Below are 15,987 nucleotides of genomic sequence, written 5' to 3' on the forward strand. Positions count from 1 at the left end.
TTTGAGGCGCCGGTGCAGTTGGCACAGGATGAGACCACGGGAGGATACCAGCCACACATGATCCATAATCCGGACATGTACGCCACTATGCCTTTGGGGATCGTCATGCGCCGCACGCCGGGCGTGACGCGCTGGGCCGTGTGGGCGTGGAGGGCCGTGGCGGTTCTGCCGGGGGCCGGCTCGGCCGCGTGGCGCGTGCTGCGCGAAGAGGGCGATGTCACCGAGTATCATGCCGCGACCATGACACTGGAGCTGCATGGGGCGGAAACCGAAAGCTACCTGCACGGTCTGTCGGCGCAGGTGCCCTCGGTCTACGCGGTGTTCCGCAAGACCGGCTCGGGAGAGTGCCCGCTGGAGGCGGTGCTGGTCACGGCCTCGCCCTACGAGGCGCAGGATTACGAGGATAACGGCGAGGATATCGTCGAGAAGATCCCGATGCCCGAAGGGCTGATCGCCTGGGTGCGTGATTTCGCGCACGCCTACCACACCGAAGAGGAATTCAAGAAACGCCGCCGGGACCGGGTGAAGGTCGATGCGCATGTGGACGGGATCGGCGACCCACGGATCGTCCAGCAGCGTGACATCTACCGTTCGCCCACGCTGCGGCGGAAAGGGCGAATGCAATGAGCGCACGCGAGGATTTCTGGTCGCGCCGCAAGGCGCGGGTCGCGGCTGAGGATGCCGCCGAAGTCGAGGCGCGTGAAGAGGCGCAGCGGGCAGAGGCGCGCGCATCGCTTGAAGAGAAAAGCGATGCCGAGGTGCTGGAATTGCTTGGCCTGCCCGATCCCGACACACTGAACCGTGGCGATGATTTCAGTGCCTTCATGGCCGAGGCGGTACCGGACCGCATCCGCCGCTGGGCGCTGCGGCGGCTGTGGGGCACGAACCCAGCATTGGCCAACCTGGACGGGCTGTTGGATTACGGCGAGGACTTTACCGACAAGTCGATGGTGATCGAGAACATGCAGACCGCCTATCAGGTGGGCAAGGGCATGCTGACCCATGTGCAGAAGCTGGCCCGAGAGGCCGAGGCGCTGAGCGCGTTGACCGATACTGAGACCGAGGCCGAGAATGAGGCCGGCACCGGCGCAGTGGAACCGGATGTCGAAGAACAGGGCGAAGAGACGGACCCGCCCGAGTTGGCCGAGGCCGCGCCGGTCTACAGTTATGAGACCGCCACAGAAGAGGCGGACGCGTGGGCCGCCCCGCCGCGCCGCCGGATGCAGTTCACCTTCGATGACACGGCGGAGCCGAGCACATGAGCAAGCAGGAGACGGTCATGACCACAGAGGCACGTGCCCAGATCGCGGAGGAGGACCGGCTGCGCGCCGATCTTTACGATTTCCTGGGCGTGTTGCTGGCGGCCCCGCCGTCCGAGGCCCTGCTGGCGCAAACGGCCAGCCTGTCGGGCGACAACGAAACCGACCTCGGCGTTGCGGTCGCGGCGCTGTCGCGCATCGCCAAGCACACCAAGCCGCAGGCGGTGGAGCGCGAGTTCAACGCGTTGTTCATCGGGCTGGGGCGCGGCGAGCTTCTGCCCTATGCCAGTTACTACCTGACGGGGTTCCTGAACGAGAAGCCGCTGGCGAGCCTTCGGCGGGACATGGCGGCGCGGGGCATGACCCGGGCGCAGAACGTATACGAGCCCGAGGACAACATCGCGTCGTTGATGGAGATGATGGGCGGGCTGATCACCGGGCGGTTCGGCAAGCCGGCCAACCTGAGCGACCAGAAGACGTTCTTCAACACGCATATCGGCCCATGGGCCGGTCACTTTTTCACGGATTTGGAGGCCGCGAAGAACTCGGTTCTCTATGCCTCGGTCGGCGCTGTCGGCCGGGTGTTCATGGAGATCGAGGCGGAAGGTTTCCGGATGAGCGCGGAGGGATCCGCATGAACCGGCAGGGCGACCTGTCAACACCAGAGAGGAGGACTCTCATGAGCGAGAAAACGCAAGGCAACAGCCGTCGCGATTTTCTGAAAATGGCCGCCGCAGGCGCGCCCGCGGTCGCGGTCGCAACGGCAGCCAGCACCGGCACTGCCGAAGCGGTGGAACCGGACCTGTCATCGGACAAGATGCAGGACACCGCGCACACGCGCGCATACTTCGATAGCGCCCGGTTCTGACGAACCGGACGTGATCACTTGACCTGCCGGCGACTGGTTGCGGGACGCCCGACTGTCGGTGGATAACCTTAGTACCCAGCAATCCCAATCGGGAACGCTCGGGAGGAGAGAGAAACATGCTTAGGAAAAAGACCAACGGGGTTGCGCGACGCCCCCAGCGGACAAGTATCCTGTCTGAGGTCGGGGGAAAGACCATCGACCGCCGCGCGTTCTTGCGCGGTTCTGGCCTGGCCATCGGTGGCCTGGCCGCGATTGGCGCAACGGGGGGCAGTGTCACCCGGGCCAACGCGCAATCGTCCGCAGCGGCGGCGGTTGAGACAGTCAAATCGGTTTGCACGCACTGCTCGGTCGGCTGCACGGTCGTGGCCGAGGTGAGCGACGGCGTCTGGGTGGGCCAGGAGCCCGGCTGGGACAGCCCGTTCAACCTGGGTGCCCACTGTGCAAAGGGCGCCTCGGTGCGTGAGCACGCCCATGGCGAGCGCCGCCTGAAATACCCGATGAAGAAAGAGGGTGGCGAGTGGAAGCGCATCAGCTGGGAACAGGCGATCAACGAGATCGGCGACGGCATGATGAATATCCGGGAAGAAAGCGGCCCGGACAGCGTCTACTGGCTGGGCTCTGCCAAGCATAACAACGAACAGGCCTACCTGTTCCGCAAGTTCGCCGCCTACTGGGGCACGAACAACGTGGATCACCAGGCCCGTATCTGTCACTCGACCACGGTTGCAGGTGTTGCCAACACCTGGGGCTATGGCGCGATGACCAACAGCTACAACGACATCCACAATTCCCAGGCGATCTTCATCATCGGCGGAAACCCGGCGGAGGCACACCCCGTCAGCCTGCTGCACGTGCTGAAGGCCAAGGAACAGAACAACGCGCCGCTGATCGTGTGCGACCCGCGCTTCACGCGCACGGCGGCGCATGCCGATGAGTACGTCCGGTTCCGTCCGGGCAGCGACGTGGCGCTGGTCTGGGGTATCCTGTGGCACATCTTCGAGAACGGGTGGGAAGACAAGGAATTCATCCGCACCCGCGTCTGGGGGATGGACCAGATCAGGGACGAAGTGTCCAAGTGGACGCCAGAGGAAGTGGAACGTGTGACCGGCACACCCGGCAGCCAGCTTGAGCGGGTTGCACGGACGCTGGCCAACAACCGCCCCGGCACCGTGATCTGGTGCATGGGTGGCACGCAGCACACCAACGGCAACAACAACACCCGCGCCTACTGCATCCTGCAACTGGCCCTTGGCAACATGGGCACGTCGGGCGGCGGCACCAACATCTTCCGCGGTCACGACAACGTTCAGGGCGCGACGGACCTTGGTGTTCTGAGCCATACGCTGCCGGGCTATTACGGCCTGTCGGCTGGCGCATGGGGCCACTGGGCCCGTGTCTGGGGTGAAGACCCCGAGTGGCTGGCCAGCCAGTTCGTCACGACCAAGACCAAGGACGGCAAGGACACGAGCCTGCAGAACCTGTCGGGCATCCCCGTCAGCCGCTGGATCGACGGCGTGCTGGAAGACCCCGAGAACATGGACAACCCCAACAAGGTGCGTGCCATGGTCCTGTGGGGCCACGCGCCGAACTCTCAGACTCGAATGACGGAAATGAAGACCGCGATGGAGCAGCTCGACATGCTGGTCGTGGTCGACCCGTATCCGACCGTTTCGGCCGTGCTGCATGACCGGACCGACGGTGTTTACCTGCTGCCGGCCTGTACGCAGTTCGAGACCTATGGCTCGGTCACCGCATCGAACCGCTCGATCCAGTGGCGGGAAAAGGTGGTCGATCCGCTCTTCGAGTCGAAAACCGACCACGAGATCATCGGCCTTTTCGCACAGAAGTTCGGCTTCCACGATCGGATGTTCCGCAATATCGGCATCGAAGATGACGGCGTGACGCCGAACATCGAGGACACGCTGCGCGAGATCAATCGCGGCATGTGGACGATCGGCTACACGGGGCAATCGCCCGAACGGCTGAAGATGCACATGGAGAACCAGCACACGTTCGACCGCACCACGTTGAAGGCGGTTGGCGGTCCGGCTGATGGCGACTATTACGGTCTACCGTGGCCAAGCTGGGGCACGCCGGAGATGAAGCACCCCGGTACGCCGAACCTCTATGACATGTCCAAGCCGGTGGCCGAGGGTGGCCTGACATTCCGCGCACGTTTCGGCGTGGAACGGGACGGTGACAACCTGCTGGCCGAGGGCGTCTACAGCGTCGGCTCGGAAATCCAGGACGGGTATCCCGAGTTCACCTACCAGATGCTTGTCGACCTGGGTTGGGACAGTGACCTGACCGAGGAAGAGAAGCGCGTCATGGGCCGCGTGGCCGGCGTCGAGGGCATCGACGAGGACGCGTCGGTGGGCAACCAGGACGACGGCGAGGAAGCACAGAACGCCACCGAGGGCGACCAGACAGAGGAGGTGCAGGACACCGCCGAAGGTCAGAACCTGTCGCAGCCTAATGGCGAGCAGGGCTCTGACGAAGAGGTCGGTGAACAGGCGATGTCGCCGTTCCCGTCGGACTTCAACGAGAAGGTTTCGGCCGTCAACTGGAAGACCGACCTGTCGGGCGGTATCCAGCGGGTCGCGATCGCGCATGGCTGTGCGCCCTTTGGCAACGCCAAGGCCCGTGCCGTCGTGTGGACCTTCCCCGACCCGGTGCCGCTGCACCGCGAGCCGCTCTATACCTCGCGGCGCGATCTGGTCGAGGACTATCCGACCTACGAGGACCGGCATGCGTATCGCCTGCCGACGCTTTACGCCTCGATCCAGAAGAACGACTTTTCGAAGGACTTCCCGATTGTCCTGACATCCGGTCGTCTGGTCGAGTACGAAGGCGGCGGCGACGAGACGCGGTCGAACCCGTGGCTGGCCGAGCTGCAGCAGGACATGTTCGTGGAAATCAATCCGCGTGACGCCAACAACCTTGGTGTGCGGGACGGCGAGCAGGTCTGGGTCGAAGGGCCCGAAGGCGGCAAAGTCAAGGTCATGGCCATGGTGACAAACCGGGTGGGCGAAGGCGTGGCCTTCATGCCGTTCCACTTTGGCGGTCACTTCCAGGGGGAGGACCAGCGGAGCAAGTATCCCGATGGCGCCGACCCCTATGTCCTGGGTGAATCCACCAACACCGCCCAGACATACGGCTACGACTCGGTAACCCAGATGCAGGAGACGAAGGCGACTCTCTGCAAGATCTCAGCAGCATAAGGAGAAGATGGAATGGCTAGAGCTAAATTCCTGTGTGACGCCGAACGCTGCATCGAGTGCAACGCCTGCGTGACCGCGTGTAAGAACGAGCATGAGGTGCCGTGGGGCATCAACCGTCGCCGCGTGGTGACCATCGAGGATGGCAACCCCGGTGAACGCTCGATCTCGGTGGCCTGCATGCATTGTTCCGATGCGCCGTGCATGGCGGTCTGTCCGGTAGACTGTTTCTACCAGAGCGAGGAAGGCGTCGTTCTTCACTCCAAGGACCTGTGTATCGGTTGCGGCTATTGCTTCTACGCGTGCCCGTTCGGCGCGCCGCAATTCCCGCAGGCCGGCAACTTCGGATCGCGCGGCAAGATGGACAAATGTACCTTCTGCGCCGGTGGTCCTGAAGAGAACAACAGCCAGGCCGAGTTCAACAAGTACGGACGCAACCGGATCGCGGAAGGCAAGCTGCCGATCTGCGCCGAGATGTGTTCGACCAAGGCGCTGCTGGCCGGCGACGGGGACGTGGTCGCGAATATCTATCGCGAGCGTGTCGTTTCACGTGGCTTCGGCTCGGGTGCCTGGGGTTGGGGCACGGCGTATGACCAGAAGGGCGGCTGATCGCCTTTCGACGTCACCTTGAGACCAAGCGAAAGAGGCGGGTGTGTCCCGCCTCTTTCAGCCCGTCCCGGAAGAGGGAATGCCGAGAGTATCTTGAGAAACGCACTTTGACCCGCGTGGCGGCACGCCGCAAAGTCCGTTTCCCAGAATATTCGCAATGCACCGCGTAGAGGTGAGGCCCGCGAAACCGGGCAGGGTAGAAAGGAAAAGACATGCACAAGCTGTTGCTGATTTGTCTTCTGAGCGTGACGATGCTGGCCGCTCCGGGCGTGCAGGCGCAGGAGGCAGGCGAGTTGACCGCGCCCGAGGCCACGCAGACCGACCGTTCGGCCACGGGCGGCGCGCAGACGCTGGAAGATATCCTGGCCCGGCAGCGGGGCGAGGAGGTGCCGGACCGCGCACGTGCGGGCGAAGACCCCGACAGCGCGGGTGCCATGGTAGGACAGCTTGGCGCGCTTGGTGGCTCGTCGGATGCCGACGTTTGGAGCGCGCTGCGCTACGGGACCGCTGACGTGACCGTGTCGTCGGGAGGCGCGCCGTCCCGGGTTTTGATCCAGGACAATGGCATGTGGTGGCTGAATTTCCGTCAAGGGCCGCTGATCAAGTATGGCGGCTGGCTGCTCTTGGGGACGATCGCGCTCTTGGCGCTGTTCTTCCTGATCCGGGGCCGCATCCGCATCGACGGCGAAAAGACGGGGCGCACGGTCACGCGCTTCAAGTTTGTCGAGCGGTTCGCGCATTGGCTGATGGGCGGCTCTTTTATTCTTCTGGCGATCACTGGCCTGCTTGTGCTGATGGGGCGCAAGTTCATCATCCCGGCCTTCGGGCACGAGGCCTTCGCGACAGCCGCCGTGGCCTCGAAATGGATTCACAACAATGTCAGCTGGGCCTTCATGCTAGGCCTGATCCTGGCCTTCATCTTTTGGGTCGTCCATAACATCCCGAACAAGACCGACCTGAAATGGATCGCCGTGGGCGGCGGCATGTTCAAGAAAGGCGTCCACCCGCCGGCCAAGAAATTCAACGCCGGCCAGAAGCTTATCTTCTGGTCGGTGATGATCCTCGGCGCGTCGATATCAGTGTCGGGTCTGTCGCTGCTGTTCCCGTTCGAGTTGCCGATGTTTGCCAAGACCTTCGTCATCCTGAATGACATGGGCCTGCCGCAGGCATTGGGCTTCGGCGCCCTTCCCGAGCAGTTGGCGCCCCATGAAGAGATGCAATACTCGCAATTGTGGCATGCCATCGTCAGTTTCGTGCTGATGGCCATCGTGATCGCGCATATCTATATCGGCTCGGTCGGGATGGAAGGCGCCTCGGACGCGATGGTCAGTGGCGAGGTCGAGGAACAGTGGGCGCGCGAGCACCACAGCCTGTGGCTCGACGAGGTGAAGCAGCGCGAGGACGAGCCGAAACCGGCCAACACCGCGACGACACCCGCCGAATAGATGCGCAGCCTGGTGCTGGCATGTGCGGGCCTGCTCGCCGTCGGTGCGCCGGCGGCGGCGCAGGAGTTTACCACGCTGAAAGGGCATGGCGGGCCGGTCATGGGGATTGACGTGAGTCCCGAGACTGGTCAGGTCGCCACGGCCAGCTTCGACAATTCCGTGGGCCTGTGGAAGGGCCGCGCGCCGCGCTGGCTGGAAGGGCATGACGCAGCGGTGATTACGGTGCGGTTCCTCGATGAACATACGGCAGCCTCGGGCGGCGACGATTTCGACGTGATCCTGTGGTCGTTGCCGGACGGCGCGGCGACGCGGCTGGAAGGCCACGAGGGCAAGGTCGCCGAGATCGCGCTGTCGCCGGATGGCGAAACGCTTGCGACGGCCAGTTGGGACGGTTCGATCGGGCTGTGGTCCCGCGACGGCGGTGCGGTGCGGTTCCTCAAGGGCCACAATGCGTCGGTCAGCGACGTGACGTTCAGCACGGACGGCACACGGCTTTATTCGGCTTCCGCAGACGGGACGATCCGCGTGTGGCAGGTAGAAGAACCGGACGGAGCGCCACGTGTGGTGGTGAATGCGGGCTTCGGGGTGAACCGGCTTGTCCTTGACCCGGACGACCAATGGCTGGCCTACGGCGCGGTCGATGGCGTGACGCGGGTCGTGGACCCGATGTCGGGTGAGACGATCCGGGATTTCTCGCTCGATCGGCGGCCGATCCTTTCGATGGCCTATCACGCGGCCAGCGGGCAGTTGGCCGTGGGCGACGGGCACGGGTTCATCATGATGATCGACACCGAGGGCTGGCAAATCGTGCGGGATTTCCGCGCCATGCGGCAGGGACCGGTCTGGGCACTGGATTTCTCGCCCGATGGCACGATGATATACGCGGGCGGGATCGAGGACGTGGCCTTTGGATGGCCCGTGGCGGACCTTGACGCGTTCGATCCGGCGGGCAGCACGCAGCGCAGCTTCCTGCGCGACCCCGAGGCGATGCCGAATGGAGAGCGGCAGTTCATGCGCAAATGCTCGATTTGTCACGCGCTGACCCCGCCGCCGTCTCGCAAGGCGGGGCCGTCGCTGCATGGTCTCTTCGGACGACAGGCAGGCAAGGTGCCGGACTACCCTTATTCGGAGATCCTGGACGGGTCTGATATCGTCTGGACCGACGAGACCATAGATGCGCTTTTCGACATCGGCCCGGATCACTATATTCCGGGATCCAAGATGCCGATGCAGCGCATCACCGCCAAGCAGGACCGGCAGGACCTGATCGATTACCTGCGCGAGGCCACGAAGCCGTGAACTGCGCATTGAAAGGGAGAACGGAGAAATGAAAGCGATGCTTTCCGCGTTTGCCGCCATGGCCATCATCGCCGTTGTCGCGTGGTACGGGCTGCACGAGGCGGGATTCTCTGCCGGTGAGCGCAATTCCGGGGAGTCGGTGCGGCTGGGAGACGAGTAAGGCATGTCGAAGCCCGTCGCCGCGCCAGCGCCCGGAGACCCGTCCGAAAAGGCGCGGGACGATTACGGCGAGAACCTGCAATTCGCCTCGGTTCTGGTGATCGACGACGAGCCGGGGATGCGAAACTTCCTGACCAAGATCCTTGAGCCGCGGGTCAAGCGGGTCGAGCAGGCGCGGTCGGCCGAACAGGCGGCGGAGATCCTTGACCTTGCGCATTTCGATCTGGTGATCCTGGACAACGTCATGCCGGGCAAGACCGGGTTGGACTGGCTGTCAGAGCAGCGACGCGTGGGGCTGTTCGCCGACACGATCATGATTACGGCCTATGCCGATCTGGACACGGCGATACGGGCGTTGCGGACGGGCGTGGCGGATTTCGTCCTGAAGCCGTTTCGCGCCAACCAGATCCTGAACGCGGTCGCCCGCGCGCTGGACCGCAAGTACCTGCGGCGCGAGAACTTTCTGCTGAAGCACGAGTTGAGCGAGGGCGGGCAGGCGGCGCGCGGGCGTCTGTTGGGCAATTCGCCGGCGATCCAGCAGGTTCGCGACGTCCTGGCCAAACTGGCGCCGACTCCGGCCTCGGTCCTGTTCACCGGGGCCAGCGGCACGGGCAAGGAGATCGCCGCGCGGACGCTGCACGCCATGTCGGACCGCGCCAGCGAGCCCTTCGTCGCGGTCAATTGTGCCGCGGTGTCGCCCGACCATATCGCGGAGGAGCTCTTTGGCGTCGTCGAGGGACGCGACCGCACCCGCGACGGGCTGTTCCTGCATGCCGATGGCGGCACGCTGTTCCTGGACGAGGTGGCGCAGCTGCCGGAACAGGTGCAGGCAGGTCTGTTGCGGGTACTGGAGGATCGTAAGATCCGACCCTTGGGGGCCGAGCGCGAGATCCCTCTGAACCTGCGGTTTTTCTTTGCCACCAACGCCGATTTGCAAGCCGAGGTCGATGCGGGCCGGTTCCGTGCGGACCTGTATCACCGCATCAACGTCGTGAACGTGGACATGCCGCCGCTGGCCGACCGCAGCGAGGATATCGTGGAACTGGCCGCGTTGTTCATGAGCGAGTTTTCCCGCGCGCTCGCGTTGCCCGCGCTGGATCTGAACGAGGAAATCCTGCTGAAGCTGAGCCGCTACGACTGGCCCGGCAACGTGCGCGAGCTGCGCAACCTTGTCGAGCGGTCGGTGATCCTTGGCCAGTTCCCGGAAGAGTTCGCGGGCCATGGCACGGTGACCGGGCAGGAGGCGATCGAGACCTTGGCGCTGGTGGAGCAGCGGCACATCATGAGCGTGCTGGACGCCTGCGACGGCAACCGGGCCGAGGCGGCGCGGCGTCTGGGTGTCAGCCGCAAGACGGTGGACCGGAAATGCGCCGCGTGGGATATTTGACCGGGCTGGGCGCAGTGCTGGTTACGACTCGTCAGGATCGTCGGGCAGCCAGACGGTGAATTCCGCACCGCCCGCATCGCGGTTACGCACGGTGATAAGCCCGCCGGACTGGCGTATCAGGGTCTGGCTGACCGAAAGACCAAGGCCGGTGCCTTCGCCCGGCTTGGTGGTGTAGAACGGGTCGAACACGGTGTTCAGACGCTCGTTCGCGATGCCGGGCCCGGTATCGGCCACCACGAGCGCAGTGCCGGACCGTCCGTCGCGCGCCTCGGCGCGGATCGACAGCGACAGCTCGCCTGGGCCGTCCATCGCCTGTACCGCGTTGACGACAAGGTTGATGATGACCTGCTGCAACTCTCCGGGATTGATGCGGACCGGAGGGGCGTCTTCGGCGCGATGGGTGGTGACGGTGACATTGCGACGCGAAATGACGTGATCGACCAGCACAAGGCAGTCGTCCAGTACGGCGGCGACATCGACATGCTCGGAGAAGGCGTTGAACTCGCTGGGGCGGGCGAATTGAAGCAGCTTGCCGACGATGGCGTTGATCCGGGCGATCTGGCGGTCGATCAGGTTTAGTTCTGTCATCAGCGGTGTAGCATCGTCGCCCAGTGTTTCGCGGATGACGTCGATATTGCCCTGGATGACCGCGACCGGGTTGTTGATCTCGTGCGCGACGCCGGCCGTGATCTCGCCGATTGAGGCCAGTTTCTCGCTCATCACGAGTTGCTGGTAGGTGGTTTCCAGCTTTTCGTTGGCGTCGCGCAGCTCGGCTGTACGGTCCTCGACCCGCGTGTTCAGTTCGTCCGCCCAGGAGCGCAGGGCGCGGTCGCGTTCCTGCACCTGGTCGAGCAATTCGTCGAGATGCGCCGCGACCTGGCCGATTTCGTCGCGCGAGGACACCGGCCCGATGCGCGCGTCGAGCTGACCGCCCTCGACGCGTTTCATGGTGTGGTTCATACGTTCGAGCGGCGAAAAGATGCCCCCGGCCATACGCAGGAACAATGGGATGGTCAGCAACAGAACACCGACGAAGGCCGAGAAAACAAGGATGAAGGCGCTGCGCTTTTCCGCGACGAAGGGTGCTTCGAGAAAGCCCACGTAGAGCATACCGACGCGGCGCGAAAAGCTGTCGGTCAGTGGCAGGTAGCCGGAGATGTACCAATCGTTAACTACGAAGGCGCGGTCGAGCCACGTGCGACCTTCGCCAAGCACCCGGTTGCGCACCACCGCCGAGACGCGGGTGCCAAGCGCACGCTCGCCTTCGAAGAGGCGCACGTTGGTCGAGACGCGCACGTCTTCGAGAAACAGGGTTGCGGTGCCCTGGCGCTCGACATCGGCGGCATCGTCGGACTGGTAGACGAGGGCGTTGATCGTGTCGATGAAATCGAGGTTGCGGTTGAGCAGGATGCCCCCGACCAGAACACCCGAGTCGCCAGCCGCGCGCAGGTCCGTCGCGGTGTGCACGACCATGCCGCGGTCCTCCACCACGCGGTCGGTGGGCACCGCGGCCTCGGTCGGGATGAGGGGCAGCCGCGCGCGCGCGGCCAGGGCCGGGTCTATACCGGCAAGCCGGTCGCCTGACAGGATGTCGATCTCGGTCGCGCTGCCGCCTTTCAGGGCGGTGGCGATGACCGGCCAGGTTTCGGCGGCGGCTTGGGCAGAGGGCTCCGGCAGGTAATAAAGGAAATCCAAGCCCAGCGCCCCGCGCTCGGTGTCGAGAAAACCGGCCATGCCGGAGCCGGGGCCGGCCATGGCCTCGCGGAACCGGGTCGACCGGGCCAGGGCGGCAACGTCGCCGCCCGTGGTTGCGAGGATCTGGTCGAGGTATTGCTCGGCGATGCGCAGATCGCTTTCGACATTGGCGATGAGAAGGTTGTCGTAGTTGGCGGCCCAGCGACTGACCGCAAACCACAACAGCAGCGGCAGCAGGACCACCAGCGGCAAAAGTGCCAGGATCAGAAGGCGCAGACGGACCGATGTCATGCCAGGGCGGGCCCTTTGTCGTTGTGCCCGGACTTTAGGCGATGGGGCGAAGGGCGTCCATTCCGGCAGCACAGATCATTTGCTTACGGTTTTGATAAGGCCGATCGTTTCCTTCGGGTCGCTCCAGTCGGATTGTAACCGCAAGCTCAAAGCCGAGCGGCGTACGCAATCCAAGCTGTGACGGCGGCGCAAATCTTTTGTCGAAAAAGCTTTGCCAAAAGCTTTGACAAAGCTTTTGAGGCGCCCCGAAAGGAGTGGAGCCGTCGGGAACACGGGAAGCGGTTGCGATGTTTCCCCTAGCAACCCCCGAAGCGTTAACCTAAGTTTCGGGGTAGAAATGCGACATCGGGCGCGGGAGTCGGCACGGCATGACGCGACTTATCATGCTGGTATTCTTGATTGTTGCCGCGGTTGCACTGGCCGCGGTAGCGACGTCTGCTGTGGCGCGCGCGGCGCGTGATGCCGGCGCAGCCGGGCGTGACATCGCGGTCACCACGAGGGGAACAAGTATGCAGAAAATCGCCTACGTGGCCCTGTTCATCGTGATGCTGGGTGTCACCAGCGGCCTCTTGGGAGGGTTGTGACGCGCATGGCACGGAAGTTCGGCGGAAAATACAGCCCCGATGGCGGTGGCTCCGAGGTGGCGAAGCCGCGGGATACGTCGTCCTACCGTGGCGCGACGGTCGAACCAGCGGGCGCGCGGGCGAACCTGATGTTCGTGCCTGCCGCGGTGGTCCTGTTCACCTCGCTGACGTCGGGCGCGACCGGGCTGGCGCTTGGAGTGGTCTCCGCGGCAGTGCTGGCCCTGTCGGCGTGGCTGTTGCGCGACGGACTGAAGGCGGAGGCAGCCTATAATACACGCAAGGTGGCGCGACGGCCGGGCATCCCGCGCAAACTCTTCTCGTCGGTGCTGGCAGGGCTGGGGATTGCCGTGGCCGCCTACAAGGTCGAACCGGGGTTGGTGGCGCCGGTGACCTTCGGCGTGGTGACGGCGGCGCTGCATGTCTTTTCCTTCGGGCTTGACCCGATGAAGGACAAGGGCATGGAGGGCGTCGACAGGCTGCAGACCGACCGCGTGGCGCGGGTGGTCGACCAGGCCGAGACCTACCTGAGCGCGATGTCCGACGCGATCCGCCGCGCCGGGGACCGCACGGCGGAGGCCCGGCTGGAGCGGTTCCAGGTCAGCGTGCGCGACATGCTGCGCACCGTCGAGGACGATCCGCGTGATCTGACGGCGACTCGCAGGTACCTTGGCGTCTACCTGATGGGCGCACGTGACGCGACGGTGAAGTTCGCCGATATCCAATCGCGGGCGCCCGACCCGAAGGCGAAGGCGGACTACCTTGACCTGCTGGGCGACCTGGAGGCGAATTTCGAGGCCAAGACAAAGACGCTTCTGGCCGACAACAACAGTGATCTCGAGATCGAGATCGAGGTTCTGCGCGACCGGCTGGCGCGCGAGGGCCTCAGATACGACACGACCCAGGAATTTCAGGAAGGACATTGATCATGTCAGAAGACGTACGCACGAAGGCCGAGGCCGCCCTCGCGGAGGTGGAAGAAGTGAATCGCGTGGTGCTGCCCGAGCCGAAAGAAGCCGGGGCGGTGGTTGCCATGGCGGAAGCCGATCCTGCGGTGGGTGCCGAGATCCGGCAGCGGATGGACGAGATCGACATGGCCGACACCAACTCGATCGTGTCTTTCGGGTCGGCCGCGCAGGCGGAATTGCAGGAAATTTCGCAATCCATGCTGCAAGGCGTGCGCAACAAGGACGTGGGCCCGGCGGGCGACAGCCTGCGCGGCATCGTTACGACGATCCGGGGCTTTTCGGTCAGCGAGCTTGACGTGCGGCGCGAGCGATCGTGGTGGGAAAAGCTGATCGGTCGGGCCGCGCCCTTTGCCAAGTTCACCGCGCGTTTCGAGGACGTTCAGGGCCAGATCGACAAGATCACCGATGACCTGCTGAAGCACGAGCATATTCTGCTGAAGGACATCAAGTCGCTCGACCTGCTGTACGAGAAAACGCTGCAGTTCTACGACGAGTTGGCGCTTTACATCGCGGCGGGCGAGGAAAAGCTGAAGGAATTGGACGAGACCGACATCCCGGCCAAGGAGGCCGAGGTCAATGCCGCGCCCGAGGACGACCAGGTGATGAAGGCGCAGGAATTGCGCGACCTGCGCGCCGCGCGCGACGACCTGGAACGCCGGGTGCATGACCTGAAGCTGACGCGGCAGGTGACAATGCAGTCGCTGCCGTCGATCCGGCTGGTGCAGGAGAATGACAAGAGCCTTGTGACCAAGATCAACAGCACCCTGGTCAACACCGTGCCGCTGTGGGAGACGCAGCTGGCGCAGGCGGTCACCATCCAGCGCAGCGCCGAGGCCGCGGCGGCCGTGCACGAGGCCAACGACCTGACGAACGAGCTGTTGACCGCGAACGCCAAGAACCTGCGCGACGCCAACAAGACGATCCGCGAAGAGATGGAGCGGGGCGTCTTCGACATCGAGGCGGTCAAGCAGGCCAATGCCGACCTGATCGGCACGATCGAGGAAAGCCTGCAAATCGCCGACGAAGGAAAGGCGCGCCGGGCCAAGGCCGAGCAGGATCTGCAATCTATGGAAAAGGAACTGCGCGACACGCTGGCCGCGGCCAAGTCGCGCCGCGATGGTGTGGGCGAGAATACCGGAGGATCGGTGCCGGCATGATCGGTTGGTGGTGGCTTGCGTAACTTGTACAGATATTTTCCCGGCGTCCTTGCGCTGGCCGGTGCACTTGCGCTGGCCGGGTGTGACGATGTCGTGTCCGAGGACCCCCCGACCAATCCCCAGGCGCGGCCGAACGCGATGGTGCGTGCGCCGCAGCCCAGCGGCCCGTCGGAGGCCAGCCAGGACCTTGCACGGTATTACAAGCGGCTTGAGAACGACCTTGTCATCCAGGGGCTGATGCGGCGGGATGGCGGCGGTGTCGACACGCCGTTCACCGACAACGATCTTCTGCGAAATTTCGTTCGGATCGGGTTTTTCGAGGAATACCAGCGCGACAAGGGTTTGCTGCCGTCCCAAAGCGGGCCGGTGGCGATCAAGAAATGGACCGGGCCCGTGCGGATCGGGGTCGAGTTCGGGCGTAATGTGCCTGCCGATGTGAAGGCCAGCGAACGCGCCCGGGTGGCCGCCTATGCCAGCCGTCTTGCGCGGGTCACTGGCCATCCGATCACGGTCAGCAATGCCTCGCCCAACTTCGTCGTGCTTTTCATGAGCAACGATGACAGGGCGCAATCGAGGGCGCGCGCGCTGGAGGTGATCCCGGCGATTGCCAAGTCGAACTTGGCGATCGTCACTAACCTGCCGCGGTCGACCCAGTGTTTCGTGATCTCCGCCGGGGTTCGAAGCGAGAACGATCTTGGCGTTGCATTGGCCTATATTCGGTCGGAGCTGACCGACCTGCAACGGCTGGCATGTATCCACGAGGAAATTGCGCAAGGTCTGGGCCTGACCAATGACAGCCCCCGGGCGCGGCCCTCGATCTTTAACGACGACGAGGAATTCGCGCTGTTGACGACCCATGACGAGATGCTGCTGGAAGCGCTCTACAATCCTGCGCTGAAGCCCGGCATGGGGCTGGAGGAGGCGCGACCCATCCTGCGGCGTCTGTTCGAGAAGGGTGCGTCGTGAGGGGCGTGACGACGAGAGATGTGGCGCCTCCGCCACTTGGGTTTATGATACACGCAGATGTCCGCTTGCCGGACGGGAACTAGCG

15 protein-coding genes are annotated in these 15,987 nt (G+C 64.2%); 14 read left to right on the top strand and 1 reads right to left on the bottom strand.

What is annotated here, in order from left to right; genetic code table 11:
• Nucleotides 1–57 precede the first annotated feature (57 nt).
• The 10 genes from RBB18_RS06420 (at nt 58) to RBB18_RS06465 (ending at nt 10,244) form a co-directional block, all read left to right on the top strand.
• Nucleotides 58–627: a DUF3305 domain-containing protein gene (locus RBB18_RS06420; RefSeq protein WP_306111861.1), complete on the top strand. Its 570-nt coding sequence runs from the start codon at nt 58–60 to the stop codon at nt 625–627.
• Nucleotides 624–1,262 carry a DUF3306 domain-containing protein gene (locus tag RBB18_RS06425; protein WP_306111862.1) on the top strand — a complete coding sequence of 213 codons (639 nt, stop codon included), beginning with the start codon at nt 624–626 and terminating at the stop codon, nt 1,260–1,262. Before RBB18_RS06420 ends, RBB18_RS06425 begins: the two co-directional genes overlap by 4 nt.
• Nucleotides 1,259–1,897 (top strand): molecular chaperone, encoded by a 639-nt coding sequence (locus tag RBB18_RS06430; protein ID WP_103762209.1) that lies wholly within the window; start codon nt 1,259–1,261, stop codon nt 1,895–1,897. Before RBB18_RS06425 ends, RBB18_RS06430 begins: the two co-directional genes overlap by 4 nt.
• Nucleotides 1,898–1,938: 41 nt before the next feature.
• Complete coding sequence (locus tag RBB18_RS06435; RefSeq protein WP_103762210.1) at nt 1,939–2,127, top strand: ubiquinol-cytochrome c reductase iron-sulfur subunit N-terminal domain-containing protein; 189 nt, start codon at nt 1,939–1,941, stop codon at nt 2,125–2,127.
• A 116-nt stretch (nt 2,128–2,243) separates the two neighbouring features.
• Nucleotides 2,244–5,348: a formate dehydrogenase subunit alpha gene (locus tag RBB18_RS06440; RefSeq protein WP_274592556.1), complete on the top strand. Its 3,105-nt coding sequence runs from the start codon at nt 2,244–2,246 to the stop codon at nt 5,346–5,348.
• A gap of 12 nt (nt 5,349–5,360) precedes the next feature.
• A complete protein-coding gene (gene fdh3B / locus RBB18_RS06445) occupies nt 5,361–5,954 on the top strand; it encodes a formate dehydrogenase FDH3 subunit beta (protein ID WP_103762212.1) in 594 nt (197 codons plus the stop codon).
• Between the two features lie 212 nt (nt 5,955–6,166).
• Nucleotides 6,167–7,399 (top strand): formate dehydrogenase subunit gamma, encoded by a 1,233-nt coding sequence (locus RBB18_RS06450; RefSeq protein ID WP_103762213.1) that lies wholly within the window; start codon nt 6,167–6,169, stop codon nt 7,397–7,399.
• Nucleotides 7,400–8,698, top strand: a complete 1,299-nt coding sequence (locus tag RBB18_RS06455) for a c-type cytochrome (protein ID WP_103762214.1) — start codon at nt 7,400–7,402, stop codon at nt 8,696–8,698.
• A 28-nt stretch (nt 8,699–8,726) separates the two neighbouring features.
• Nucleotides 8,727–8,858: a hypothetical protein gene (locus tag RBB18_RS06460; protein ID WP_306111863.1), complete on the top strand. Its 132-nt coding sequence runs from the start codon at nt 8,727–8,729 to the stop codon at nt 8,856–8,858.
• A gap of 3 nt (nt 8,859–8,861) precedes the next feature.
• A complete protein-coding gene (locus RBB18_RS06465; RefSeq protein ID WP_306111864.1) occupies nt 8,862–10,244 on the top strand; it encodes a sigma-54 dependent transcriptional regulator in 1,383 nt (460 codons plus the stop codon).
• 21 nt (nt 10,245–10,265) lie between these two features.
• On the opposite strand, the gene RBB18_RS06470 is transcribed toward RBB18_RS06465, so the two are convergent.
• Complete coding sequence (locus tag RBB18_RS06470; protein ID WP_306111865.1) at nt 10,266–12,230, bottom strand: cache domain-containing protein; 1,965 nt, start codon at nt 12,228–12,230, stop codon at nt 10,266–10,268.
• Between the two features lie 368 nt (nt 12,231–12,598).
• Here RBB18_RS06470 and RBB18_RS06475 point away from each other — a divergent pair, with 368 nt between their 5' ends.
• From RBB18_RS06475 to RBB18_RS06490, 4 genes are read left to right on the top strand one after another with little or no spacing between them, the layout of a single operon-like run.
• A complete protein-coding gene (locus RBB18_RS06475; protein WP_274592550.1) occupies nt 12,599–12,814 on the top strand; it encodes a hypothetical protein in 216 nt (71 codons plus the stop codon).
• A 5-nt stretch (nt 12,815–12,819) separates the two neighbouring features.
• Nucleotides 12,820–13,737: a 5-bromo-4-chloroindolyl phosphate hydrolysis family protein gene (locus RBB18_RS06480; protein ID WP_306111866.1), complete on the top strand. Its 918-nt coding sequence runs from the start codon at nt 12,820–12,822 to the stop codon at nt 13,735–13,737.
• Nucleotides 13,738–13,739: 2 nt separating this feature from the next.
• Nucleotides 13,740–14,936, top strand: coding sequence for a toxic anion resistance protein (locus tag RBB18_RS06485; protein ID WP_274592548.1), 1,197 nt, complete (start codon nt 13,740–13,742; stop codon nt 14,934–14,936).
• A 24-nt stretch (nt 14,937–14,960) separates the two neighbouring features.
• Complete coding sequence (locus tag RBB18_RS06490) at nt 14,961–15,902, top strand: DUF2927 domain-containing protein (RefSeq protein WP_245890422.1); 942 nt, start codon at nt 14,961–14,963, stop codon at nt 15,900–15,902.
• Nucleotides 15,903–15,987: the final 85 nt, after the last annotated feature.

It is taken from the genome of Roseovarius sp. MMSF_3298, from assembly GCF_030733705.1.
Classification (GTDB): Bacteria; Pseudomonadota; Alphaproteobacteria; order Rhodobacterales; family Rhodobacteraceae; genus Roseovarius; species Roseovarius confluentis.

Bases quoted from the DNA above. Each gene is read 5' to 3' on its own strand.
- RBB18_RS06440 (WP_274592556.1), top strand. From the start codon at position 2,244: ATGCTTAGGAAAAAGACCAACGGGGTTGCGCGACGCCCCCAGCGGACA.
- RBB18_RS06485 (WP_274592548.1), top strand. From the start codon at position 13,740: ATGTCAGAAGACGTACGCACGAAGGCCGAGGCCGCCCTCGCGGAGGTG.
- RBB18_RS06460 (WP_306111863.1), top strand. From the start codon at position 8,727: ATGAAAGCGATGCTTTCCGCGTTTGCCGCCATGGCCATCATCGCCGTT.
- RBB18_RS06425 (WP_306111862.1), top strand. From the start codon at position 624: ATGAGCGCACGCGAGGATTTCTGGTCGCGCCGCAAGGCGCGGGTCGCG.
- RBB18_RS06430 (WP_103762209.1), top strand. From the start codon at position 1,259: ATGAGCAAGCAGGAGACGGTCATGACCACAGAGGCACGTGCCCAGATC.
- RBB18_RS06470 (WP_306111865.1), bottom strand. From the start codon at position 12,230: ATGACATCGGTCCGTCTGCGCCTTCTGATCCTGGCACTTTTGCCGCTG.
- RBB18_RS06435 (WP_103762210.1), top strand. From the start codon at position 1,939: ATGAGCGAGAAAACGCAAGGCAACAGCCGTCGCGATTTTCTGAAAATG.
- RBB18_RS06455 (WP_103762214.1), top strand. From the start codon at position 7,400: ATGCGCAGCCTGGTGCTGGCATGTGCGGGCCTGCTCGCCGTCGGTGCG.
- RBB18_RS06420 (WP_306111861.1), top strand. From the start codon at position 58: ATGATCCATAATCCGGACATGTACGCCACTATGCCTTTGGGGATCGTC.
- RBB18_RS06475 (WP_274592550.1), top strand. From the start codon at position 12,599: ATGACGCGACTTATCATGCTGGTATTCTTGATTGTTGCCGCGGTTGCA.
- fdh3B (WP_103762212.1), top strand. From the start codon at position 5,361: ATGGCTAGAGCTAAATTCCTGTGTGACGCCGAACGCTGCATCGAGTGC.
- RBB18_RS06450 (WP_103762213.1), top strand. From the start codon at position 6,167: ATGCACAAGCTGTTGCTGATTTGTCTTCTGAGCGTGACGATGCTGGCC.
- RBB18_RS06465 (WP_306111864.1), top strand. From the start codon at position 8,862: ATGTCGAAGCCCGTCGCCGCGCCAGCGCCCGGAGACCCGTCCGAAAAG.
- RBB18_RS06480 (WP_306111866.1), top strand. From the start codon at position 12,820: ATGGCACGGAAGTTCGGCGGAAAATACAGCCCCGATGGCGGTGGCTCC.